We start from the raw sequence: 17698 nt of genomic DNA, 5'->3' as shown, positions 1-17698 counted from the left end.
GCCCGGCCCCTACGGAGAATCAGGACGCGGGAGGCGCCACCGGACCCGCCACGTGGTCCCCGCCGATCAGCACGGACCGCAGCGACTCCTTGTCCTGGAGCACCGTCAGGTCGGCCGCCGGGTCGCGGTCCCGGACCACCAGGTCCGCGAGGCGGCCCGGCGCCACCACTCCGGCGTCCGCGCCGCGCCCGGCCAGCTCGGCGCCGTTCCCGCAGGCCCACTTGATGACCGTCTCGGGCGCGATCCCGGCCCGCTCGACGTACATCACCAGCTCGTCCGCGTACGTGCCGTGCGGGGTCCAGGCGAAACCGAAGTCGTCACCCGGCACGATCTTCAGGCCGAGGGCCTCCGCCCTGGGCAGGAAGCGCAGGGTGTTCTCGATCTCGTCCTTGAAGTCCAGGGACTCCAGGTAGTCCGGCGCCTTGCCGAACCGTTCGCCCAGGGCGAGCAGCCGGTCGGGCTGGAACAGGCTCGGCACCACGAACACGCCCCGCTCGGCTATCTCGTCGAGCGCCCGGTCGTCCGCGTAGGTGGCGTGGTCGATGACGTCGACCCCGGCGGCCAGCGCGTTGCGGATGCCGGCCAGCCCGCGGGAGTGCGCCCGCACTCGGGCGCCGCGCCGGTGCGCGGTCTCCACCACCGTGGTCAACTCCTCACGGGTGAAGAGCAGTTCCTCGGATCGGGCGTTGGGGAAGGTGTCGTCGCCCGACGAGAACACCTTGATGATCTCGGCGCCCTCGTCGATCTCCTCCTCGGTGTACTTCACCAGGTCCCCGAGGACGTCCACCACCGGCATCAGCTCCCGGGGCATCCGCTCCTTGAGCTCGGGCGAGCGCCGTCCCGGCGGGCCGGACACCATCAGGTCGCGGCTGCACGGGGTGATGCGCGGGCCGCGGATGGCGCCGGCCGCGATGGCGTTCTTCAGCGCCATGTCGATCCCGGCGACCGAACCGGCCCCGACGAACGCGGTGTATCCACAGGTCAGCAGGTCCGCCGCGTGCCGGGCGGCGTGCATCGCGACCTCCGGCACCCGGTACTTGAACAGGGTCTCGCGGCCGTTGGTGACATTGACGTACGCGATGTGGGTGTGGCCCAGCGTCATGCCGGGCAGCACGGTGGCGCCGGCCAGGTCCCAGCGGACGAAGTCGCCCTCCGCGGGCGCCTCGGCGGCCGGCAGCACGGCCTCGATGCGCTCGCCGTTCAGCAGCACCGAGCGGGCGGGCAGCGAGGCGCGGCCCAGGCCCTCCTGGACGGTGACGTCGTGCAGCAGCAGTCGGCGGTCAGTGGTCACGATCAACTCCCCAGGGTGTGTCGGAGGGCGGACTCGGGCCGGGCGAGTACCGCGGGCCCGAACACCATCCAGACCATCGGGACGCCCGGCCGCGAGACCTGGAACCGCAGCCGGTGCGCGGCCCGGCCGGGCTCGTTGGTGACGGCGGCGTCCGCGCGTCCCTCGGCGACCAGCTGGGCGGCGTGGATGGTGGACTCGGCGGGCACCCAGGCGATCTCGTAGCCGCCCCGCCCGCCCTCCGCCCCGTCCAGCAGCTCCACCAGGCGCCGGGTCTCGTGCAGCGTCGCCAGTCGCAGGACACCCTCGCGCAGCCCGGTCCCGTAGGAGGCGATGCCGTACTCGGGGGTCGGGGTGGAGAACGTGGCGTCCAGCCGCAGCCGGGGCGACCAGAAGAACCGGGTCGCGCACTCGGCGGCCCCCGGCACCAGGGCGTAGGCGGGGCCGCCCCGGCTGCCGACGGCCGCGAGGAGCTCCTCGAATGAGTCGTACGGCACGGCCTCCACCTCGGGTCCGCCGAGGTGGGCGAGCCGGTAGCCGAGGCGGCCGAGGGCGACCATCGAGGTGGTGCCGTCCGGGCCGAGGGTGCCGATCCGCAGGGTGCCGGACCGCAGCAGCGGCGAATGGGGTATTCGGGCGGGCTCCCACAGGATGGGGAACGGCGTCGGATCGGACCGGTCCCCGGTGTCGAGGGTGTAGCCGTGAGGATGCAGCATCGGTTCTGTCATGCGCGGTGCCCCCGTGCCCCGGCCAGCCGGCGTGCGGCGGCCGTCTCGTGATCGACGGCGGTCCGCCGGTCGTGGATGCGTGCGGCCTTCCAGCTGACGAAGGCGCCGGTCGTGGTGACCGGGTCCAGCTCCTCGGGCAGCTCCACCCGGCAGCGCACCCCGAGGGAGTCCGCGACCCGCGCCGCGTGCGCGGCCGCCAGCCCGGGTTCCGGCCCGTCCGGCAGGTCGAGCCTGACGGTGATCAGGTCGTCGCCTTCCGCGTCCCGGTCGATGACGACCTGGTAGCCGTAACTGTGGTCGATCCGCTGGAGCACGGCCCGCTCCACCTGCCAGGCCTGGAAGCTCCGGCCGCCGAGCACGATCCGGTCGCGGGTGCGGCCGACGACCCGCATCACCGGGCCCCGGATGCCGCAGCCGCAGTCGTTGGCGGCGAGTTCGACGAGGTCGCCGGTGCGGTAGCGGATCAGCGGCTTGATGCCGTCGATCAGCATGGTGACGACGAGTTCACCGGTGCCCCGGTCACCGAGCGCGGCTCCGGTGTCCGGATCGACCAGCTCCGCGATGTAGTTGGGCCTGGCCAGGTGCAGCCGGCCGTGGGCGCAGGCCGAGGCGACGACCAGGGTCTCCTGGGAGCCGTAGAGCGCGTTGTAGGTGCGGGCGCCCCAGGCCTGGTCGATCTGCCGGGCCAGGTCGGGCGTGCACATCTCCCCGGTGACCAGGAAGACCTTCACGCCGAAGTCCCGGCGCGGGTCCAGCCCTTGGGCGCGGGCGGCCTTGGCCAGCGAGAGCGCCACGTTCGGGGTGCAGAACACCACCTCCAGGGCCAGGTCCCGGATCAGCTGGAGCGCCTTGGGGAAGCCGATGACGGGGGAGTACGGCCAGATCTTGGCGACGGCGGAGCCCACGTTGCGGGCCACGTCCCCCAGGGTGTCACCGAGCGAGTGCACCTCGGTCGGTCCCATCACGCCGACGCGCGGGGCCCGGTCACCGAAGACGTCCGCGAAGATGTTGCGCCAGCCCTCCGTCACATGGGCGTTGGAGGCGATCACCTCGCGCGGGTCACGCGGGCAGGGGGTGGCCGGTCCGGTGGTGCCGGTGGTCTCGTAGTAGAAGCACGCCTCGTCGAGATCCCGGCTGAGGATGTCGAACATGGCCGTGCGCAGATCGTCCTTCGTGGTGAAGGGCAGCGCGCTCAGCCCGTCCAGCGTGAGCGCCTCGGGACGCACGTCGGCCAGGTGCCGGGCGTAGAAGGGCGAGCCGCTCCGGGCGAGCGCGACGACCTCGCGCAACTGCCGCTGCGCCCACGCACGCCACTCGTCCTCACCGAGTTCACCCGAGGTGTACCGGTCGTGCAGGGCGAGATAGCGCTCGACGAAGTCGTGGTGCTTCCCGGAAGCGGGCAGCCACATGGATCCCCCAGGTGGATCGGCGGTTGAGGTGGACGAAGTGCCGTGCACCAGGTGGGTGCCCGGGTGCTCCCATACGGGTCCGGGAAGCGGCCATCCGATAGTGCGGGCCGGGTCGGCCCGCCCTCAATCCGCCTTAGGAGGCAGTCTGTTCGCACTTGGAGGCAGTGCGGTGGCGGGGTGTGGCGGGGTGCTTACGCGAGCGCCGCGGCCTCCGTCACGAACCGCTCGATCAGGGCCGGGTCCTTGACCCCGCGGGAGCTCTCGACCCCGCTGGAGACGTCCACCCCCCAGGGCCGCAGCCCCGCCACCGCCCCGGCGACGTTGTCCGGGTTCAGCCCGCCGGCCAGCAGCCACGGACCGGCGGGGGAGCCGCCGAGCGCGGCCGGGTCCCAGCGCTCGCCGGAACCGGGGCTGGGCGAGTCGATGATCAGCAGGTCCTCGCCGTACGCACCGCTCTCCAGCGGCGCCCCGCTCCCCGGCGACGCGGCCCGGATCAGCCGGAACCCGTCGGCGCGCAGCGCGGCGAACGCCTCGGGCGGCTCCGAGCCGTGCAGCTGCACGGTGTCGACGCCCGACTCCGCGGCGGCCCTGCGCACCTCTTCGAGCGGCTCGCCCCGGAACACGGCGACCGTGGCGGTGCCCTGCGGCACCTCTGCGACCAGCGCGCGGACGGCGGCCGGGGTGACCTGGCGGGGGCTCGGCGTGAGGACGAAGCCGATCGCGTCGGCCCCGGCCCCGACGGCGGCCGCCACGTCCTGCGGGCGGCTCAGGCCGCATACCTTGACGTACACATCTGCCTCCTGGAAGCGGAACGGGAAACGGTTGATCACCGTACGGCGGCTCATGACCGTACGGAGGCGGCTCATGACCGTACGGCGGTGCGCGAGCACAGGAACACCAGGGCGCCCGCGGTCAGTCCGCCCGCCGTCACGGCCAGCGCGGCACGCGGGCCGACCGCCGCCGCGAGCAGTCCGCCGAGCAGCCCGCCCAGCGGGATCACCGCCCAGGTCAGGAACCGGAAGGTGGCGCTGACCCGGCCGATGAGTTCGGCGGGCACGGTCGCCTGGCGCAGCGTGATCGAGTGGATGTTGAAGACCGCGATGCCGAAGCCGTTGAGGACGTAGCCGGCCCCGAGCAGCAGATGGCCGGTGCCGCTGCCGGAGCCGGGGGCCAGCGGCAGCAGCAGCGTCGCGGCGGAGGCCACCACCATGCCGAGGACCATCGTGCGGCCCACCCCGAGCCGCGCCCCGAGCGGGCCCGCGGACAGTGCGCCGCCGAACGCGCCGAGGCTGCCGACCGCGATGATCACGCCGAGACCGGCCGGGCCGAGGTGCAGCTCGCGGATGCCGTAGAGCGGGAAGACGACCAGGACGATGTCCCAGAGCAGGTTGTACCAGGACGCGTGCAGCATGATCACCCGCAGCAGCCTGCTGTGCAGCGTCATGCGCAGCCCGGCGGCGATCTCCTTGCGGATGGAGGAACGGGCGCCGTCCGGGCGGACCGGCGGGGTCTCCGGGGTACGGATGCGCAGCAGCATGACGGCCGAGAAGAGGTAGCCCGCGCAGTCGACCAGGATGGCCACGGGCGCGGTGAGCACCTGGATCAGCGTGCCGCCGAGCCCCTGCCCGGCGGTCTCCGCGACCGAACGGCTGGCCTGGAGCTTGCTGTTGCCCTCGACCAGCTGCTCCTTGGCCACCAGCGAGGGGACGTACGCCTGGTACGCCACGTCGAACAGGGCGGTGAGCACCCCGGTGGCGAACGCCACGGCGCACAGGGCCCAGACGCCGAGTCCGCCCAGCCAGGCGAGCAGCGGCACCGCGGTGAGGATCGAGGCCCGTCCGAGGTTGGCGGCGATCAGCAGCGGGCGGCGGCGCACCCGGTCGGCCAGCACTCCGGCGAACAGGGTGACGCAGAGCACCGGCAGGTACTGGGCGCTGTTCAGCAGCCCCAGCTGGGCCGGGCCCGCGTCGAGCAGCATGATCGCGGTGACCGGCAGGGCCAGTTCGGTGACCCGGGAGCCGAGCAGCGAGACCGTCTGGCCGGCCCACAGCCTGCGGAAGTCCCGGTGGTGCCAGAGTCCGCGCGGCGGCTCCGGGGCCTGTTGCCCGGACCGGTCCAGGAGCTCAGAGGACGACATGGGCCGCCTCCCGGACTGCCGGACCCCTGGTGTCGATGGAGTGCGCGTCGAGCGGGTGCCAGTCGAGCCGGTAGGAGGCCAGCGTCTGCCGGATCGCCGCTTCGACCTCCTCTGAGGTGCCTGCCCGGTAGCGGAACGTGCCGGCGGTGTGGACGGCGCCGCCGTTGCCGCTGAGCACGGTGCCGGGGGGCGGCAGCGTCTCGGCGTACAGCTCGGGCACCCGGCCCACCAGCGAGGTCACCGCTTCCACCACGGCCGGGCGGACGGGCGGTTCGGGCATCATCAGGTACCCGGCGACCGGTCCGGCCAGGTCCATCGGCTCGATGAGAAGCTCCTCGCCGAGCTGTACCAGCGCGGAGGCGGCGACCAGGTCGACCCCGTACACCTCCTCCCAGACGAAGCGGACCTGACCGCCGCCGGCCCGCGCCCCGATCTCCAGGAACACCAGGTCGTCAGCCGCGGTGCGGAACACCTCCAGGTGGAAGACGTCGTCGGTGAGCGCGAGGGCGGCGCAGACCCGCTCCGCGAAGGCGGTCACCCGCTGTTCGAACTCCGGGTCGTCGTTGGCGACCGAGCTGAAGGCCGTACCGGTGGCGAAGTCCAGGCAGCTGGCGCCGCAGCGCCAGGCGCGCGAGGTGAGCAGTTCGCCGCCCCTCACCACCCCGTCGATCTGGTAGAGCACCCCGTCGATGAACTCCTCGCACTGGGCGTCGGACAGCTCCGCGCCGTCCAGCAGGGCGTCCAGCCGGTCCTGCGAGCGCACCACGTGCACGCCCTGGCTGTCGGCGCCCGCGCGCGGCTTGAGGACGAACGGGTAGCCGTGCCGGGCGGCGAACTCCCGTACCGAACCGGCGCTCGGCGTCGCCCCGAACGCGGGCACCCGCAGCCCGGCCGCCGCGACCAGGCCCTTCATCACGACCTTGTCCCGCACGGCGGCGACCTCCGAGGGGCCGCGCCCCGGGATACCGAAGTGCCGGCGGATCTCGCCCGCGGCCTCCAGGTCGAACTCGGAGAGCGCCAGGACGTGGGTGAACGGTCCGTACAGGCCGATGAGCCGGGCGGTCTGCGCCAGGACCTCCGCGGTGTCGGTGAGATCGGAGACCACCCGGACGGACTCGGCCAGTTCCTCGTCGAGCGGCTGCCGGCCTGCGGCGGTGGTGAGGTAGGCGATGCGGTCGGTGGTGTGGTCGAGGTAACGGTGGTACTCCGCGAAGGAGTTGGCCCAGCGGTTGAGGATCAGGACGTGGCGGTTCATCGGTTCTCCGGATGGTCGGTACAGGCGTGCGGGTCGTTCAGCTGAAGGTCACGGCGCGCTCGGCACGCCGCAGTACCCCCGCGGTCTCCCGGTACGAGGCGCCCGCGGCGAGCACGTAGCCGAGCCGGCCCGACGAGCTGCCGGGCTCGGAGAGCGCACTGCCCGGCGGCAGCAGGACGGTTATCTCCCGCACCCGGGGATCGGACTCGATCACCGGGTCGACGCGGAACTCGCGGTAGGTGTCGAGGCCCGGCCGCAGGAAGTAGCGGATGCCGGCCCGGGTGCCGGAACGGGCCGTGGCCGGTGCGGGGTTGGGCAGACCCAGGTAGCAGCGCAGCATGATCTCGTACAGGTCGTGGCCGCAGGCCAGGCGCAGCAGCTCCGGGATGCGGTCGCCGGGCAGCCGGGCCGCGACCTCCATCAGCAGCGGTCCGCGCGCGGACATCCGCAGCTCGGCGTGGAACGGTCCGATGCCCAGGGCGACGGCCTCCAGGACCCGCACGACGTAGGACCTGATCCGGGCGGCCGTCCGCGCCTCCAGCTGGGCCGGCACGATGTGCCCGACCTCGACGAAGTGCGGTTCCTGCCCGAGGATCTTCTCCGTGATGGCGAGCACGTGCACCCGGCCGTCCTCGACGTACCCCTCGACGCTGTACTCCGGCCCCTGGACGTACTCCTCGACCAGCACCAGCCCGGCGCCCCGGCCGGAGCGCAGCGCCCGGCGGAACGCGCCGACGGCCTCCCGCTCGGAGCCCACCCGGCGCACGTCGAGGCTCCCCGACTGGTCGACCGGCTTGACCACGCAGACCGGGCCGAGCTCCGCGTACGCGGCGGCGGCGGACCGCGAGCCGGAGACGGTCCGGTAGCGGGGCTGGTCGAGGCCCGCCGCGTCCACGGCCCGGCGCATCCGGTGCTTGTGGCGCAACGGCGCCACGCCGTCCGGGGGGATGCCGGGCAGGCCGAGCGCGGCGGCGGCGTGGGCGGCGAGCGAGACGAAGTGCTCGAAGCCGGGCAGGACCGCGTCGATCGGGGTCTCCGCGTGCAGGGCGCGGATCAGGTCGAGCACGGCGGCCTGGTCGAAGGTGTCCGTGGTGATCACCCGGTCGGCCTTCCCCGGGTCCTGGCCGGGCCCGGTGGCGGAGCTCAGGACGATGACGGTGTGCCCGAGCTCGTGCGCCCGGGTCACCAGCTCCCGCCCCGAGGAGCGGGGCTCGATGATCACGACGGTGCTCATGCTGCTTCCTGCGGGACGGTGGCGGAGGCCGCGAAAGCCGCGGTGCGGGCGGTGTCCAGGAGTTCCATGGACTCCAGGTGCAGGGCGAGACCGCTGCGCGGGGCCGGGCGCTCGCCGTGGAAGTGCTCGTAGGCCTGCTCGATGAACCGGGTCAGCGGGGCGTCCTGGACGACCGTGCGGACCGGGCGTCCGGCGATGCGGACCTGGCCGAAGTCGTCGTCCCCCGAGACGGGGTAGTCGGCCACGAGGGTGCCCTCGGAGCCGTGGATGTGCAGCCGGCGGCGGCGCACGGGCGAGGCGAGATCGGTGTACAGCGTGGTCCGGACGCCGGAGGTGTGCAGCAGTTCGACCTCGGCGCCGCCCATCCGGTCGAGCCGGCCGAACGGCAGCGGCAGGTCCCAGCCGCGCGACCGGGTGACCTCCGCGACGGACCCCGCGAGGTGCAGGGCGAGCAGCAACTGGTGCGGCAGCTCCACCTCGAAGGCGCTGCCGTGGCCCTGGGTCTGCAGCGAACGGCGGAAGCGCGGCTTGCTCTGCTCCATGTGGTACGAGACCGGCTCACCGATCGCCCCGGAGGCCACCAGCTCCTCCGCGGCCTCGGTGACCCGGCTGGACGGCCAGACGCTCATCGGCAGCACCACGGAGCCGGTCGCCTCCGCCAGGTCCACCAAGTAGGCCGCGTCCTCGATGGTGTTGGCGATCGGCTTCTCCAGGATGAAGCGCTGGGCCCCGGCGCGCAGGAGCTGCTCCATGCAGTCCCGGTGCGCGTTCGGCGGCACGGCCACGTGGAAGACGGCGTCGGCCACCCGGTACCCCGCCGCCCACAGCTCCGCCACCGCGCCGCGGATGTCCGGCACCCACTCCCCTCCGATCACCTCGGCGGGACGCGGGTCGACGGCGATCACCAGGGACCGGCCGCCGGTGATGTCCCGCAGCGCCCGATGGTGGAGATCGCGGCCCGCATGCCCGTATCCGACGATGACGGAAGGTGAATTGCCTTTCTTCCTCATCTGATTACCGCCCTTCGCTGTCGTAGTAAAAAGAGACTCGCAGCGGTTCTGCAGATGCAGCCAGGCCAATTCCCGTGACCCGCGCCGGACCACTTGGTATTGGTTCGTCCGGACACGCCGGTGCGCCGAAAGGAACACGGCGGGACGCCGAGGTGGCATCGGAAGGACGGTCGTGCCTACGGGTCCGCTGGATACGCTTGTTCGGATATTCGGTATTCGCTTTCCCTGCACGGAATTCACTGAACGTCATATTCCGCTCACGGAATTACCGCGTCCGCTCAATTCATCTGGAGAAGGAGACAGTCGATGACCCTCGAAGGCCGGGCAGCTCTGGTCACCGGTGGTTCCCGCGGCATCGGGCGGGCCATCGCGCTCCGTCTCGCCGCCGACGGGGCCGCGGTCGCCGTGAACTACCGCTCCCGAAAGGACGAGGCCGAACGCACGGTCGAGGAGATCACCGCACTCGGCGGGCGGGCCATCGCCCTCCAGGCCGACGTGGCGGACCCCGAGGCCGCCCAGCGGCTGGTGGACGAGACGCTGGCCGGCCTCGGCGGGCTGCACATCCTCGTGAACAACGCCGGAGTGGCCCGCGACGGGCTCATCTTCGACCAGTCGCCAGAGGACTGGTGGGAGGTGCTCCGGGTCAACATCGGCGGCGTCTACCACTGCACCCGGGCGGCCGCCGGGCACTTCATGTCCCAGCGCGACGGCAACATCATCAACATCTCCTCCGTCATGGGCGAGGGCGGCTGGGTCGGCCAGTCCAACTACTCCGCCTCCAAAGGGGCCGTCAACTCCTTCACCCGGGTCGCCGCCGTCGAACTGGCCCGCTTCGAGGTCCGCGTCAACGCGGTCCTCGCCGGGTTCACCGAGACGGACCTGATCGGCGGACTGCTGGAGAAGGACGGCGGCCGGGCCATCAAGCGCCAGCTGCCGCTGCGCGAGTTCGCGACGCCCGAGCAGGTGGCCGGCGCCGTGTCCTTCCTGGCCGGTGAGGACTCCTCGTACATCACCGGCGAACTGCTGCGCGTGGACGGCGGCTGGGCGGGCCAGCTCGGTCTGGGGCGGGCCAAGTAGCGCGCCACCCGCCCACGCGGAAGGCCCCGTAACCACTCACTGGCTACGGGGCCTTCCTGGTGCCTGCCGCCGGCATTCAGCCGATCCGGGCCAGGCCGCGGGCGTTGCGGCGGCCCGAGCCGCGCGAGACGGCCAGCGGGTCCCAGCCGTCCCCGCGCTCCGGGAGCAGGTCGGGGTCGCCCAGGAGCGCGCCCCCGTGGACCTCGGCCATCAGGGCGCGGCCCAGGATCTGCCCGGCCAGCACCATGCCGCCGACCGCGGAGCCGGTGATCCCGGTGCCGTGCCGGGTGTTGGTGCCCACCACGTGCAGCCCCTCGATGGTGGTGCGGGTGTCGGGGCGGCTGCCCGTACCGCCCCACTGGGCCAGCCCGTACGGCGTCCCGCCGGTGGCCAGCGTGTAGCGCTCGTGGGTGATCGGGGTCGCCGTCTCCAGGTGCACGATGTGGTCGCGGAACGGGCCGAGCACCTCCTCCGCCGTACTCAGCATCGACGCGGTCAGCTCGGCCTTGCGCTCCTGGTAACCCCCGTTGCGCCGGTAGCGCTCACCGGCCGCGGGCCCCTCGTTCACCCCCCAGTACTCGTAGCCGGGCGGACACAGCGTCATCACCTGGAAGTTGCTGTGACCCGGCGGGCAGACGGCCGGCGTGTCCGGGTCCTTCAGCGAGGCGAACGACGCGAACAGGAACGGCACCGGACTGATGCTCTCCTTCTCCAACTGCTCGTAGTAGCCCTCGATGTCGGCGTCCCGGTACCACCACAGATTGGCGTTCGGACGGGCCGGCAGCTCCTTGTCGAGCGCGACGTAGAGGGTCGCCAGCGGCAGCGCCATCTTCGCCTGCCGGGTACGGGAGACCACCCGGCGGCCGAAGTGCTCCTCGCCCACCAGGTCCAGCACCGTCCGCGAGTAGTCCGCGTTCGACACCACCAGCGGGGCGCGGAGGACGTCGCCGTCCTTCATCCCCACCCCGGTGACCCTGCCGTCCTCGACGAGGATGCGCTCCACCCGGCTCCTGGTCCGCAGCTCCCCGCCGTGCGCCTCAAGACCCTCGACCAGAGCGGCGGCGAGCACCTGGCCGCCGCCCTCGGGGTAGTAGGCGCCGCGCAGGTAGTGGTCGGTGACGGCCGCGTGGGTGGAGACGGTGGCCTGGCGCGGCCCCATCCCGTAGTTGGGCGACTGGGCGGCCAGCACGGTACGCGCCCGGGGCGAAAGACCGCAGTGGTCGAACAGCTCGGTGAGCGTACGGCGTCCCCACTCGGCGGTGACCGGCGTGCGCGCCAGCAGGTCCGCCAGCGAGGACCCGCCGTCCGACAACATCATCGAACGGGTCTCGGCGGCCACAGAGCGGCAGATCCCGGTGAACCGCACGATGCCCGCGCCCTGGTCCGGCAGCGCCGCCGTCAGCCGCTTCGTATAGGCCTCCCAGCCGACCGGCACGTCCACCGTGAGACCCGGGATCTCGATCCGGTCGAAGCAGTCCCGGTCCATCTCCCGGTAGGAGACCCGGCCGTCGAGCCCCAGCCCGGAGAAGATCGCCGGCAGCACTCCGTCCGGCCCGCAGTCGCCCAGGTAGTGGACGCCCACGTCGAACTCGTAGGCCCGGCGGCGGCGGAAGACATGACTGTTTCCCCCCGCCACGTCGTGCTGCTCCAGTACGAGGACGCGGCGCCCGCTCACGGCCAGGTACGACGCGCACACCAGGCCGCCCATGCCGCTGCCGACGACTATCGCGTCCCACTCATCCCGCTTCACCATGGGGCTCAACCGTCCTGTTCTTGTAGGCGGGACTCAGACCCGCTCGCGTACGACCAGCGCACCGGCGTTGCCGTCGTGGCCGACCGAGGTGATCAGGCCGACGCGGGGACCCTTGCCGCCCGGCGCGCTCTTCCAGCGGGCGAGCAGCGCCGCGAGCTGCAGGGCGCCGCCCGCGCTGTACGTCTCGCCCAGCACCTCGGTCACCCGCACCGGCTCCGGCAGCCGGCCCAGGGCGAGCCGCACCGCGCGCTCCTCCAGCCGGTCCAGCCCGATGTGGTCACCCGCGCCCAGGGAGACGGCGGCCACGTCCTCCGCCGCCACCTGGCTGCGCTCCAGGGCCCGGGTGATGGCGTCGGCCAGCCCGTTCGTCAGGCCGCGGTGGAGGCCGGCCCGGCGGGCGGCCCCGGTCCACCCGTGGAAGCCGACCTCGCAGGCCAGCAGCTCCGCGAGGACCGGTTCGCCGGGGGTCTCCTCGGCCCGGACGACGAACACGGCGCTGCCCTCGCCGACCGGTGCGGCCTCCCGCAGCGTTCCGGCGTGGTGCCAGGCCCAGGCCACCGGGGCGCTGAGCTCCTCCGCACCGCCGACGAGCAGTTTCTCGGCGCGCCCCGCCGCCATGGCCAGCCGGGCGTGCCGGAAGGCGTAGAGGCTGGCGCTGCGGCCGCCGGCCACGGTGGCGTTCAGGCCCTTGAGCCCGTGCCGGATGGCCATCTGCCCGGCGCTGCAGTTCATGACGCTGCCCGCGAACTTGCCCGGGTTGATCAGGTAGGGCTTCTCCAGGGTGAGCGTGTCGTACAGCAGGTCGGAGTAGCCCGCGATGCTGCCGGTGTTGGTGGCCAGCACCACACCGGTCCTGGCCGGCTCGGTACCGGCGGAGGTCGGGCCCGCCTCTTCGAGCGCCTGCTTGCAGGCGACCAGGCTGAGACCGGCGAGCCGGTCGAGGATCTTGGTGCCCTTGCGCCCCAGGTGGTCCGCGGCCCGGAAGCCGGGCACGGACCGGACCGGACGCGGCGGGTAGGCCGCGTCCCGCCCGGCCGCGTCCGGTTCCCCGGCCTCCTGCGGCACGGAGCCCCGGTCCAGCGCTCCGGCCAGGGACGCCAGTCCGTAGCCCGCGCTGGAGACCACTCCGGCGCCGACGACCGGCAGGGGCTGCACGGGCGCGGCCGTGGTCACAGGTACCTCCCGAGAATGGTGATGACGTTGTTCCCGCCGAAGGCGAAACCGTGGTTCTGGACGATCTCCACCCGGGCGTCCCGGCCCACATCCGGCACGCAGTCCACGCCGGGCCCCAGCTCCGGGTCGGTCTCGACCAGGTTGGCGGTGGGCGGCAGGAACCCCTGCTCCAGGGCGGCGCAGCAGGCGATCGCGCCGAAGCCGCTGGCCGCGCCCATGGTGTGGCCGAGCATCGACTTGATCGAGCTGATCGGCGGCAGCCGGTCCCCGAAGACCTGGCGGACCGCCCGGACCTCGGTCGCGTCGTTGGTCGGAGTGCCGGTGCCGTGGGCGCAGATGTAGTCGATCTGCTCCGGTACGACACCGGCGTTGAGGTGTGCGGCCCGGATGCAGTCCGCGATGCTGGTGGCGTCCGGGTGCACCATGTGGGACGCGTCGCAGTTGGCGGCGTACCCGAGCACCTCGGCGTAGATGCGGGCGCCGCGCTCCAGCGCGTGGTCGAGCGGTTCGAGCAGCAGCGCCGCCCCGCCCTCGCCGGTGATGATGCCCGAGCGGTTGGCGTCGAACGGCTGCGGCAGGTCCTTCGCCATGGCCCCCAGCGCGTAGAACCCGGCATGGGTCAGCCGGTTCACCGAGTCGGCGCCGCCGGCCAGCATGAAGTCGGCCTCGCCCAGGCGCACCATGTCGAAGGCGTACCCCAGCGCGTAGTTGCTGGCCGAGCAGGCGGTCGGGATGGTCTGGGCGTCGCCGCTCAGGCCGAGTTCGGCGTTGACGGCGCCGGCGATCTGACCGGCCGGCAACTGGCCGACCAGCCGGGGCTCCAGGCCCTTGAGGCCCTGGGTGACCCACTGGCCGCCCAGGCTCTGGGCGACCGCGGACTCGCCGCTGGTGGTGCCCATGATCGAGCCGGACCGGGCGGCGGAGAGCTGGTCGGGGTCGATGCCGGAGTCCTCGACCGCCAGCCGGGAGGCGGCGGCCGCGAGGAGGGCGCTGCGGCCCCATCGCTCGGGGTCGAGGTGGTTCAGGAGGGCGGCCGGGTCGAAGTCCTCGACCTCTGCGGCCTTTCGGCTGGGGAACGGGGTGGCGTCGAAGCTGCGGGCCGGCCCGATGCCGACCCGGCCCGCCCGGAGGGAATCGGCGAAGAGCTCGACGCCGATTCCCACCGGGCTGACCGCTCCGAGTCCCGTGATGACGACTCGGCGCAAGGTCGACTCAGGCATTCCGCGCGCATCCCTCGACGGCGAGCAGCAGCGCCCTGAGCGTGGTGAGCGACTCCAGGTCCTCCTTGGGAAGGACGAAGCCGAGCTCCTTCTCTATGCGGGAGACGACGGTTATCAACGTGAGCGAGTCACTGTCGTAGTCCTCGATGAAGTGGCCGTCATCGGTGAGCTCGTCGTCGTCCAGCTCCAGTTCCTCGTTGACGATGTCGATGACACGGATCCGCAGCTCGGCATCCAGTTCCACGGTCTGCACGGTCATGATGGGTCCTTTCGTGAAGAGAAAACGTGAGTGGTTCGCGTCCACTGGTGGTGGGGGGTGCGGGTGGGGGCGCGGCTGTTGTGGGGGCGTGGGGCTGAGGGGGGGAGTGGGGGTGAGGGGGGAATGAGGGGGGATCTGGGTGTGACGGGGAACGGGGTGGGACGGGTCAGACGGCGGCCGGGGTCGGCGGCTTGAGGGTGATCGCGCCTATCTGGGTCAGCAGCAGGAGGTCCTGGCGGAAGCCCCAGTGCTCGACGACCTTGCCGTCCTCGATCCGGTAGATGTGGGTCTGCTCGACGTCCACGTCGGCGCCGGACGGCGCGAAGCCGAGGAAGTCACCGGTGTGCTTGCCGGTGAAGCGCAGCCGCAGGACCGCGCGGTCGCCCTCGGTGAAGCTGTCCAGCTCCTCCCACTTGGCGCCGGCGAAGGCGCTGTGGACCCAGCGGGCGGTACCGAGGTAGCCGTACGGGCCGCCCGGGACGCCGGGCTGCGCCTCGTAGTCGACGAAGGAGTCGGCGACGTACTTGAGGGCGGCCTCCTCGTTCAGGTCGTTGAAGATCAGGCCCATGTTGATGGAGAGGTCGAGTGCTTCCTTGCTCATCTGCTTGCTCCTCAAGGTGGGGAAAGGTCCGGGGATTCACCCCCGGAGGTCTGTGGGTGGCGGGGCCCGCGGGCCCGTGCCTCAGCGGCCGGCGTCCGGGCCCTGCCTCAGTGGCCGGCGCCCAGGCCGCCGGTGACCGGGATGACTCCGGCGGTCACGTACGAGGCGTCCTCGCCGGCGAGGAAGCGCGCGGCGGCGGCGACTTCCTCGGGGGTACCGGTACGGGCCAGCGCCGTCCTGGCGAGCGCGGCCTTCCGGCGCGCGTCGGTGACGTTCTCGACCATGTCGGTCTCGATCATTCCGGGAGCCACCACGTTGACGGTGATGTTGCGCCGGCCCAGCTCGATCGCGAGCGACCTGGCGAAACCGATCAACGCCGCTTTGGACGAGGCGTAGTTGGTCTGGCCCGGGGCGCCGGACATGCTGTTGATGGACGACATGTAGATCAGCCGGCCCCAGCGGGCCTTGATCATCGCCGGGACCACCGCCCGGGTGACGCTGACGGCCCCCTGGAAGTTGGTCTCCATCACGGCGCGGAAGTCGTCCTCCGGCATGCCGATCAGCAACTGGTCCCGGGTGATGCCCGCGTTGGAGACCAGGATCTCGATGTCACCCTGCTGGATCGACACCGCCTCGACCGCGGCCTTGATCTGGGCCGGGTCGGTCACGTCGCACCGTACGGCGAAGAAGCCGGGCGGGGGCTCACCGTTGCGGTAGGTGATGGCGACCTTGTGGCCCTCGGCCGCCAGGGCCCGCGCGGTGGCGAGGCCGATGCCCCGGTTTCCGCCGGTGACGAGTACGGAGCGGCTCATACGGACTTCCTCCTGGTCTCGTCCCACAGGGACGCGAGCTGGTCGCCGGCGCTCTCGGCGTCGGTGAAGAGCACCGCCTGCCAGCCGAGCGCCTCTGCACCGGCACAGTTCTGCGGGAGGTCGTCCACGAGCACACAGCGCTCCGGGGGTACGCCCGCCCGCCGCGCGGCGAGTTCGAACATGCCGGGGGACGGCTTGCGGTGGCCCACCTCGAAGGAGAGGAGCACGTCGTCCCAGAGCCCGTCGGGCTCGATCATGCGGCGCCAGTACGGGTCCCAGGCCGGCACCATGTTGGAGAGCATCCCGACGAACGCGCCCCGCTCCCGCATCTTGCGCAGCTGGGCCAGCCAGGCGTGGTTGGTCTCCCGCCCGTCGAACCAGGCGTCCGCCATCGTGGTGAGCCGGAGGTGGACGCCGTGCTCGGCCTCCAGCACGTCACCGATCTCCTGGAGCCACTCCTCCTCGGTCACCAGCGGGGTGTCGATCGGCAGCATGATGTCGGTGGTGCCGTACCGGGCGGTGACCGTGGCCAGCGCCCGGCCCAGGACCACCTGGTCCAGGCCCATCGAGGTGCAGAACGTCTTCATGGTGTGGCCGAGCGGAGGGGTGAGGACCCCGCCGAAGTCCGACCAGACGGCCAGTGGGGGCGATGTGGTGTCAGACATGCCGGGTCCTCAGAATCCGTTGAGGTGGGAGACGTCGACGACGGTGACGGTGAGTTCCGCGATCTCCTGGTCGTCCTGGCGGAAGCCGACCCGCACCGTGTGCCGGCCGTCGCTCGCGGGGGTCCGCTCGGCGGTCGCGGTCAGGGGCACGTCCAGTTCCGCGAACCGCTGGAACCCGCCCTCGTAACCGACGGCGAAGAGGTCCCCGGAGCCGGAGCCCGAGCCGGACGCGGCGCCGGAGCCGGACGTGGAGCCCGACGCGGCGCCCGCCGTCAGCAGCGCCAGCTGGCGGGCCGCCTCGACCAGGGCCATGGCCGGCAGATGGTCGTAGGAGTGGTCGAACAGCGCCGGGTTGTCGAAGCGCGGTACGACCTGGGCCGTCACGGACCCCTCGGTGAACTCCGGCTCCGTCAGCACCACGTTGAGCGGGTTGTCGCGGCCCACCAGCTCCGGGGCCACCCGCCGGACGACGCCGGGCCACTCGGTGAACTCCGTACTGAGCGGCGCGGGCGTGCCGCGCTGGGCGTGGCGCAGGATCTCGTTCTCGTCCCCCTTGAGGAAGAGCACGTCCATGGAGTGGTCGCCCACGTGCACGTCACCCATGAAGATCCGCTGCTCCAGCCGGCCCTTGCGGAACCGGCCGCTGTGCCGGGCGGTCTTGCCGAAGAAGTCGGTGTCGATCCGGGGCGGCCCCGGTTCGCCGCCGATCCGCAGCGCGGACAGATTCCGCAGCGAGAACTGGAAGGCGTGCACGATGGCGACGGTTCCGGCCGGCACCCCGGCGTTGGTGTGGCCACCCGCGATCGAGGCCTGCCGCCCGGCCTCCAGCAGCAGCAGGGAGTCGTGCAGCTTCGGCCTCGGCCGGTGGTCGCTGTAGTAGAGGTGGGTCAGCGGCAGGTGGATGCCCGCGGTCACCGCCATCGGACGTACGTTCTGGACGTCCGTGACGAAGACCTCGGATATCGCGGACCGGTGCGCGAGGGAGCGCTCGATGGTGCGCCCGTACGCGAGGGCGGGCAGCACGGTCGGCACGGCGTCTTCCAGCACCTGGGTGGTCATCGGGTTTCCTCCAGACCT

17 protein-coding genes are annotated in these 17698 nt (G+C 72.3%); 1 reads left to right on the top strand and 16 read right to left on the bottom strand.

Translation table 11 applies throughout. The annotated features are described in order from the left end of the window. Positions 1–19 precede the first annotated feature (19 nt). The 8 genes from OG892_RS16900 to OG892_RS16865 form a co-directional block, all read right to left on the bottom strand. Positions 20–1291 carry an amidohydrolase family protein gene (locus OG892_RS16900; RefSeq protein ID WP_371629599.1) on the bottom strand — a complete coding sequence of 424 codons (1272 nt, stop codon included), beginning with the start codon at positions 1289–1291 and terminating at the stop codon, positions 20–22. 2 nt (positions 1292–1293) lie between these two features. Further along, the gene (locus OG892_RS16895; RefSeq protein WP_073737138.1) at positions 1294–2004 is read right to left on the bottom strand and encodes a hypothetical protein; all 711 of its coding nucleotides are present in this window, start codon (positions 2002–2004) and stop codon (positions 1294–1296) included. An 8-nt stretch (positions 2005–2012) separates the two neighbouring features. Next, entirely contained in the window at positions 2013–3425 is a 1413-nt protein-coding gene (locus OG892_RS16890; RefSeq protein ID WP_371629598.1) for a phenylacetate--CoA ligase family protein, read from the bottom strand. A gap of 191 nt (positions 3426–3616) precedes the next feature. Beyond that, on the bottom strand, positions 3617–4291 hold the full coding sequence (locus OG892_RS16885; RefSeq protein ID WP_242436777.1) for a phosphoribosylanthranilate isomerase: 675 nt from the start codon (positions 4289–4291) through the stop codon (positions 3617–3619). Beyond that, a complete protein-coding gene (locus OG892_RS16880) occupies positions 4288–5562 on the bottom strand; it encodes an MFS transporter (RefSeq protein WP_371629597.1) in 1275 nt (424 codons plus the stop codon). Before OG892_RS16880 ends, OG892_RS16885 begins: the two co-directional genes overlap by 4 nt. Further along, positions 5549–6817 carry an acetyl-CoA carboxylase biotin carboxylase subunit family protein gene (locus OG892_RS16875; RefSeq protein ID WP_371629596.1) on the bottom strand — a complete coding sequence of 423 codons (1269 nt, stop codon included), beginning with the start codon at positions 6815–6817 and terminating at the stop codon, positions 5549–5551. Before OG892_RS16875 ends, OG892_RS16880 begins: the two co-directional genes overlap by 14 nt. Positions 6818–6854: 37 nt before the next feature. Beyond that, entirely contained in the window at positions 6855–8051 is a 1197-nt protein-coding gene (locus tag OG892_RS16870) for an ATP-grasp domain-containing protein (protein WP_371629595.1), read from the bottom strand. Next, positions 8048–9061 (bottom strand): Gfo/Idh/MocA family oxidoreductase, encoded by a 1014-nt coding sequence (locus OG892_RS16865; protein ID WP_328866612.1) that lies wholly within the window; start codon positions 9059–9061, stop codon positions 8048–8050. The genes OG892_RS16870 and OG892_RS16865 overlap by 4 nt, the downstream gene beginning before the upstream one ends. Positions 9062–9367: 306 nt before the next feature. On the opposite strand from OG892_RS16865, the gene OG892_RS16860 reads away from it, so the two are divergent. After that, on the top strand, positions 9368–10138 hold the full coding sequence (locus tag OG892_RS16860; protein ID WP_073737144.1) for a 3-oxoacyl-ACP reductase family protein: 771 nt from the start codon (positions 9368–9370) through the stop codon (positions 10136–10138). Between the two features lie 76 nt (positions 10139–10214). Here OG892_RS16860 and OG892_RS16855 read toward each other — a convergent pair whose 3' ends face one another. From OG892_RS16855 to OG892_RS16820, 8 genes are all read right to left on the bottom strand, one after another. Continuing rightward, on the bottom strand, positions 10215–11891 hold the full coding sequence (locus tag OG892_RS16855; RefSeq protein WP_371629594.1) for a phytoene desaturase family protein: 1677 nt from the start codon (positions 11889–11891) through the stop codon (positions 10215–10217). Between the two features lie 33 nt (positions 11892–11924). Continuing rightward, positions 11925–13064, bottom strand: coding sequence for a beta-ketoacyl synthase N-terminal-like domain-containing protein (locus OG892_RS16850; protein WP_371629593.1), 1140 nt, complete (start codon positions 13062–13064; stop codon positions 11925–11927). Further along, complete coding sequence (locus tag OG892_RS16845) at positions 13061–14284, bottom strand: beta-ketoacyl synthase (RefSeq protein WP_199884466.1); 1224 nt, start codon at positions 14282–14284, stop codon at positions 13061–13063. The genes OG892_RS16850 and OG892_RS16845 overlap by 4 nt, the downstream gene beginning before the upstream one ends. After that, positions 14277–14543, bottom strand: coding sequence for an acyl carrier protein (locus tag OG892_RS16840; RefSeq protein WP_073737148.1), 267 nt, complete (start codon positions 14541–14543; stop codon positions 14277–14279). Before OG892_RS16840 ends, OG892_RS16845 begins: the two co-directional genes overlap by 8 nt. A 166-nt stretch (positions 14544–14709) precedes the next feature. Then, a complete protein-coding gene (locus tag OG892_RS16835; protein WP_073737149.1) occupies positions 14710–15144 on the bottom strand; it encodes an ester cyclase in 435 nt (144 codons plus the stop codon). A 107-nt stretch (positions 15145–15251) separates the two neighbouring features. Next, positions 15252–15956, bottom strand: a complete 705-nt coding sequence (fabG, locus tag OG892_RS16830; RefSeq protein WP_073737150.1) for a 3-oxoacyl-ACP reductase FabG — start codon at positions 15954–15956, stop codon at positions 15252–15254. Next, entirely contained in the window at positions 15953–16621 is a 669-nt protein-coding gene (locus OG892_RS16825; RefSeq protein WP_327337527.1) for an HAD family phosphatase, read from the bottom strand. The genes fabG and OG892_RS16825 overlap by 4 nt, the downstream gene beginning before the upstream one ends. Before the next feature lie 9 nt (positions 16622–16630). Continuing rightward, entirely contained in the window at positions 16631–17680 is a 1050-nt protein-coding gene (locus OG892_RS16820) for an AfsA-related hotdog domain-containing protein (RefSeq protein ID WP_371629592.1), read from the bottom strand. Positions 17681–17698: the final 18 nt, after the last annotated feature.

The sequence above is a fragment of the Streptomyces sp. NBC_00341 genome (assembly GCF_041435055.1).
In the GTDB taxonomy this organism is placed as follows: Bacteria; Actinomycetota; Actinomycetes; order Streptomycetales; family Streptomycetaceae; genus Streptomyces.
This window is presented reverse-complemented; position numbering and strand designations above follow the sequence as displayed.

Bases quoted from the DNA above. Each gene is read 5' to 3' on its own strand.
- OG892_RS16895 (WP_073737138.1), bottom strand. From the start codon at position 2,004: ATGCTGCATCCTCACGGCTACACCCTCGACACCGGGGACCGGTCCGAT.
- OG892_RS16890 (WP_371629598.1), bottom strand. From the start codon at position 3,425: ATGTGGCTGCCCGCTTCCGGGAAGCACCACGACTTCGTCGAGCGCTAT.
- OG892_RS16885 (WP_242436777.1), bottom strand. From the start codon at position 4,291: ATGAGCCGCCTCCGTACGGTCATGAGCCGCCGTACGGTGATCAACCGT.
- OG892_RS16880 (WP_371629597.1), bottom strand. From the start codon at position 5,562: ATGTCGTCCTCTGAGCTCCTGGACCGGTCCGGGCAACAGGCCCCGGAG.
- OG892_RS16875 (WP_371629596.1), bottom strand. From the start codon at position 6,817: ATGAACCGCCACGTCCTGATCCTCAACCGCTGGGCCAACTCCTTCGCG.
- OG892_RS16870 (WP_371629595.1), bottom strand. From the start codon at position 8,051: ATGAGCACCGTCGTGATCATCGAGCCCCGCTCCTCGGGGCGGGAGCTG.
- OG892_RS16865 (WP_328866612.1), bottom strand. From the start codon at position 9,061: ATGAGGAAGAAAGGCAATTCACCTTCCGTCATCGTCGGATACGGGCAT.
- OG892_RS16860 (WP_073737144.1), top strand. From the start codon at position 9,368: ATGACCCTCGAAGGCCGGGCAGCTCTGGTCACCGGTGGTTCCCGCGGC.
- OG892_RS16855 (WP_371629594.1), bottom strand. From the start codon at position 11,891: ATGGTGAAGCGGGATGAGTGGGACGCGATAGTCGTCGGCAGCGGCATG.
- OG892_RS16845 (WP_199884466.1), bottom strand. From the start codon at position 14,284: ATGCCTGAGTCGACCTTGCGCCGAGTCGTCATCACGGGACTCGGAGCG.
- OG892_RS16840 (WP_073737148.1), bottom strand. From the start codon at position 14,543: ATGACCGTGCAGACCGTGGAACTGGATGCCGAGCTGCGGATCCGTGTC.
- OG892_RS16835 (WP_073737149.1), bottom strand. From the start codon at position 15,144: ATGAGCAAGGAAGCACTCGACCTCTCCATCAACATGGGCCTGATCTTC.
- fabG (WP_073737150.1), bottom strand. From the start codon at position 15,956: ATGAGCCGCTCCGTACTCGTCACCGGCGGAAACCGGGGCATCGGCCTC.
- OG892_RS16825 (WP_327337527.1), bottom strand. From the start codon at position 16,621: ATGTCTGACACCACATCGCCCCCACTGGCCGTCTGGTCGGACTTCGGC.
- OG892_RS16820 (WP_371629592.1), bottom strand. From the start codon at position 17,680: ATGACCACCCAGGTGCTGGAAGACGCCGTGCCGACCGTGCTGCCCGCC.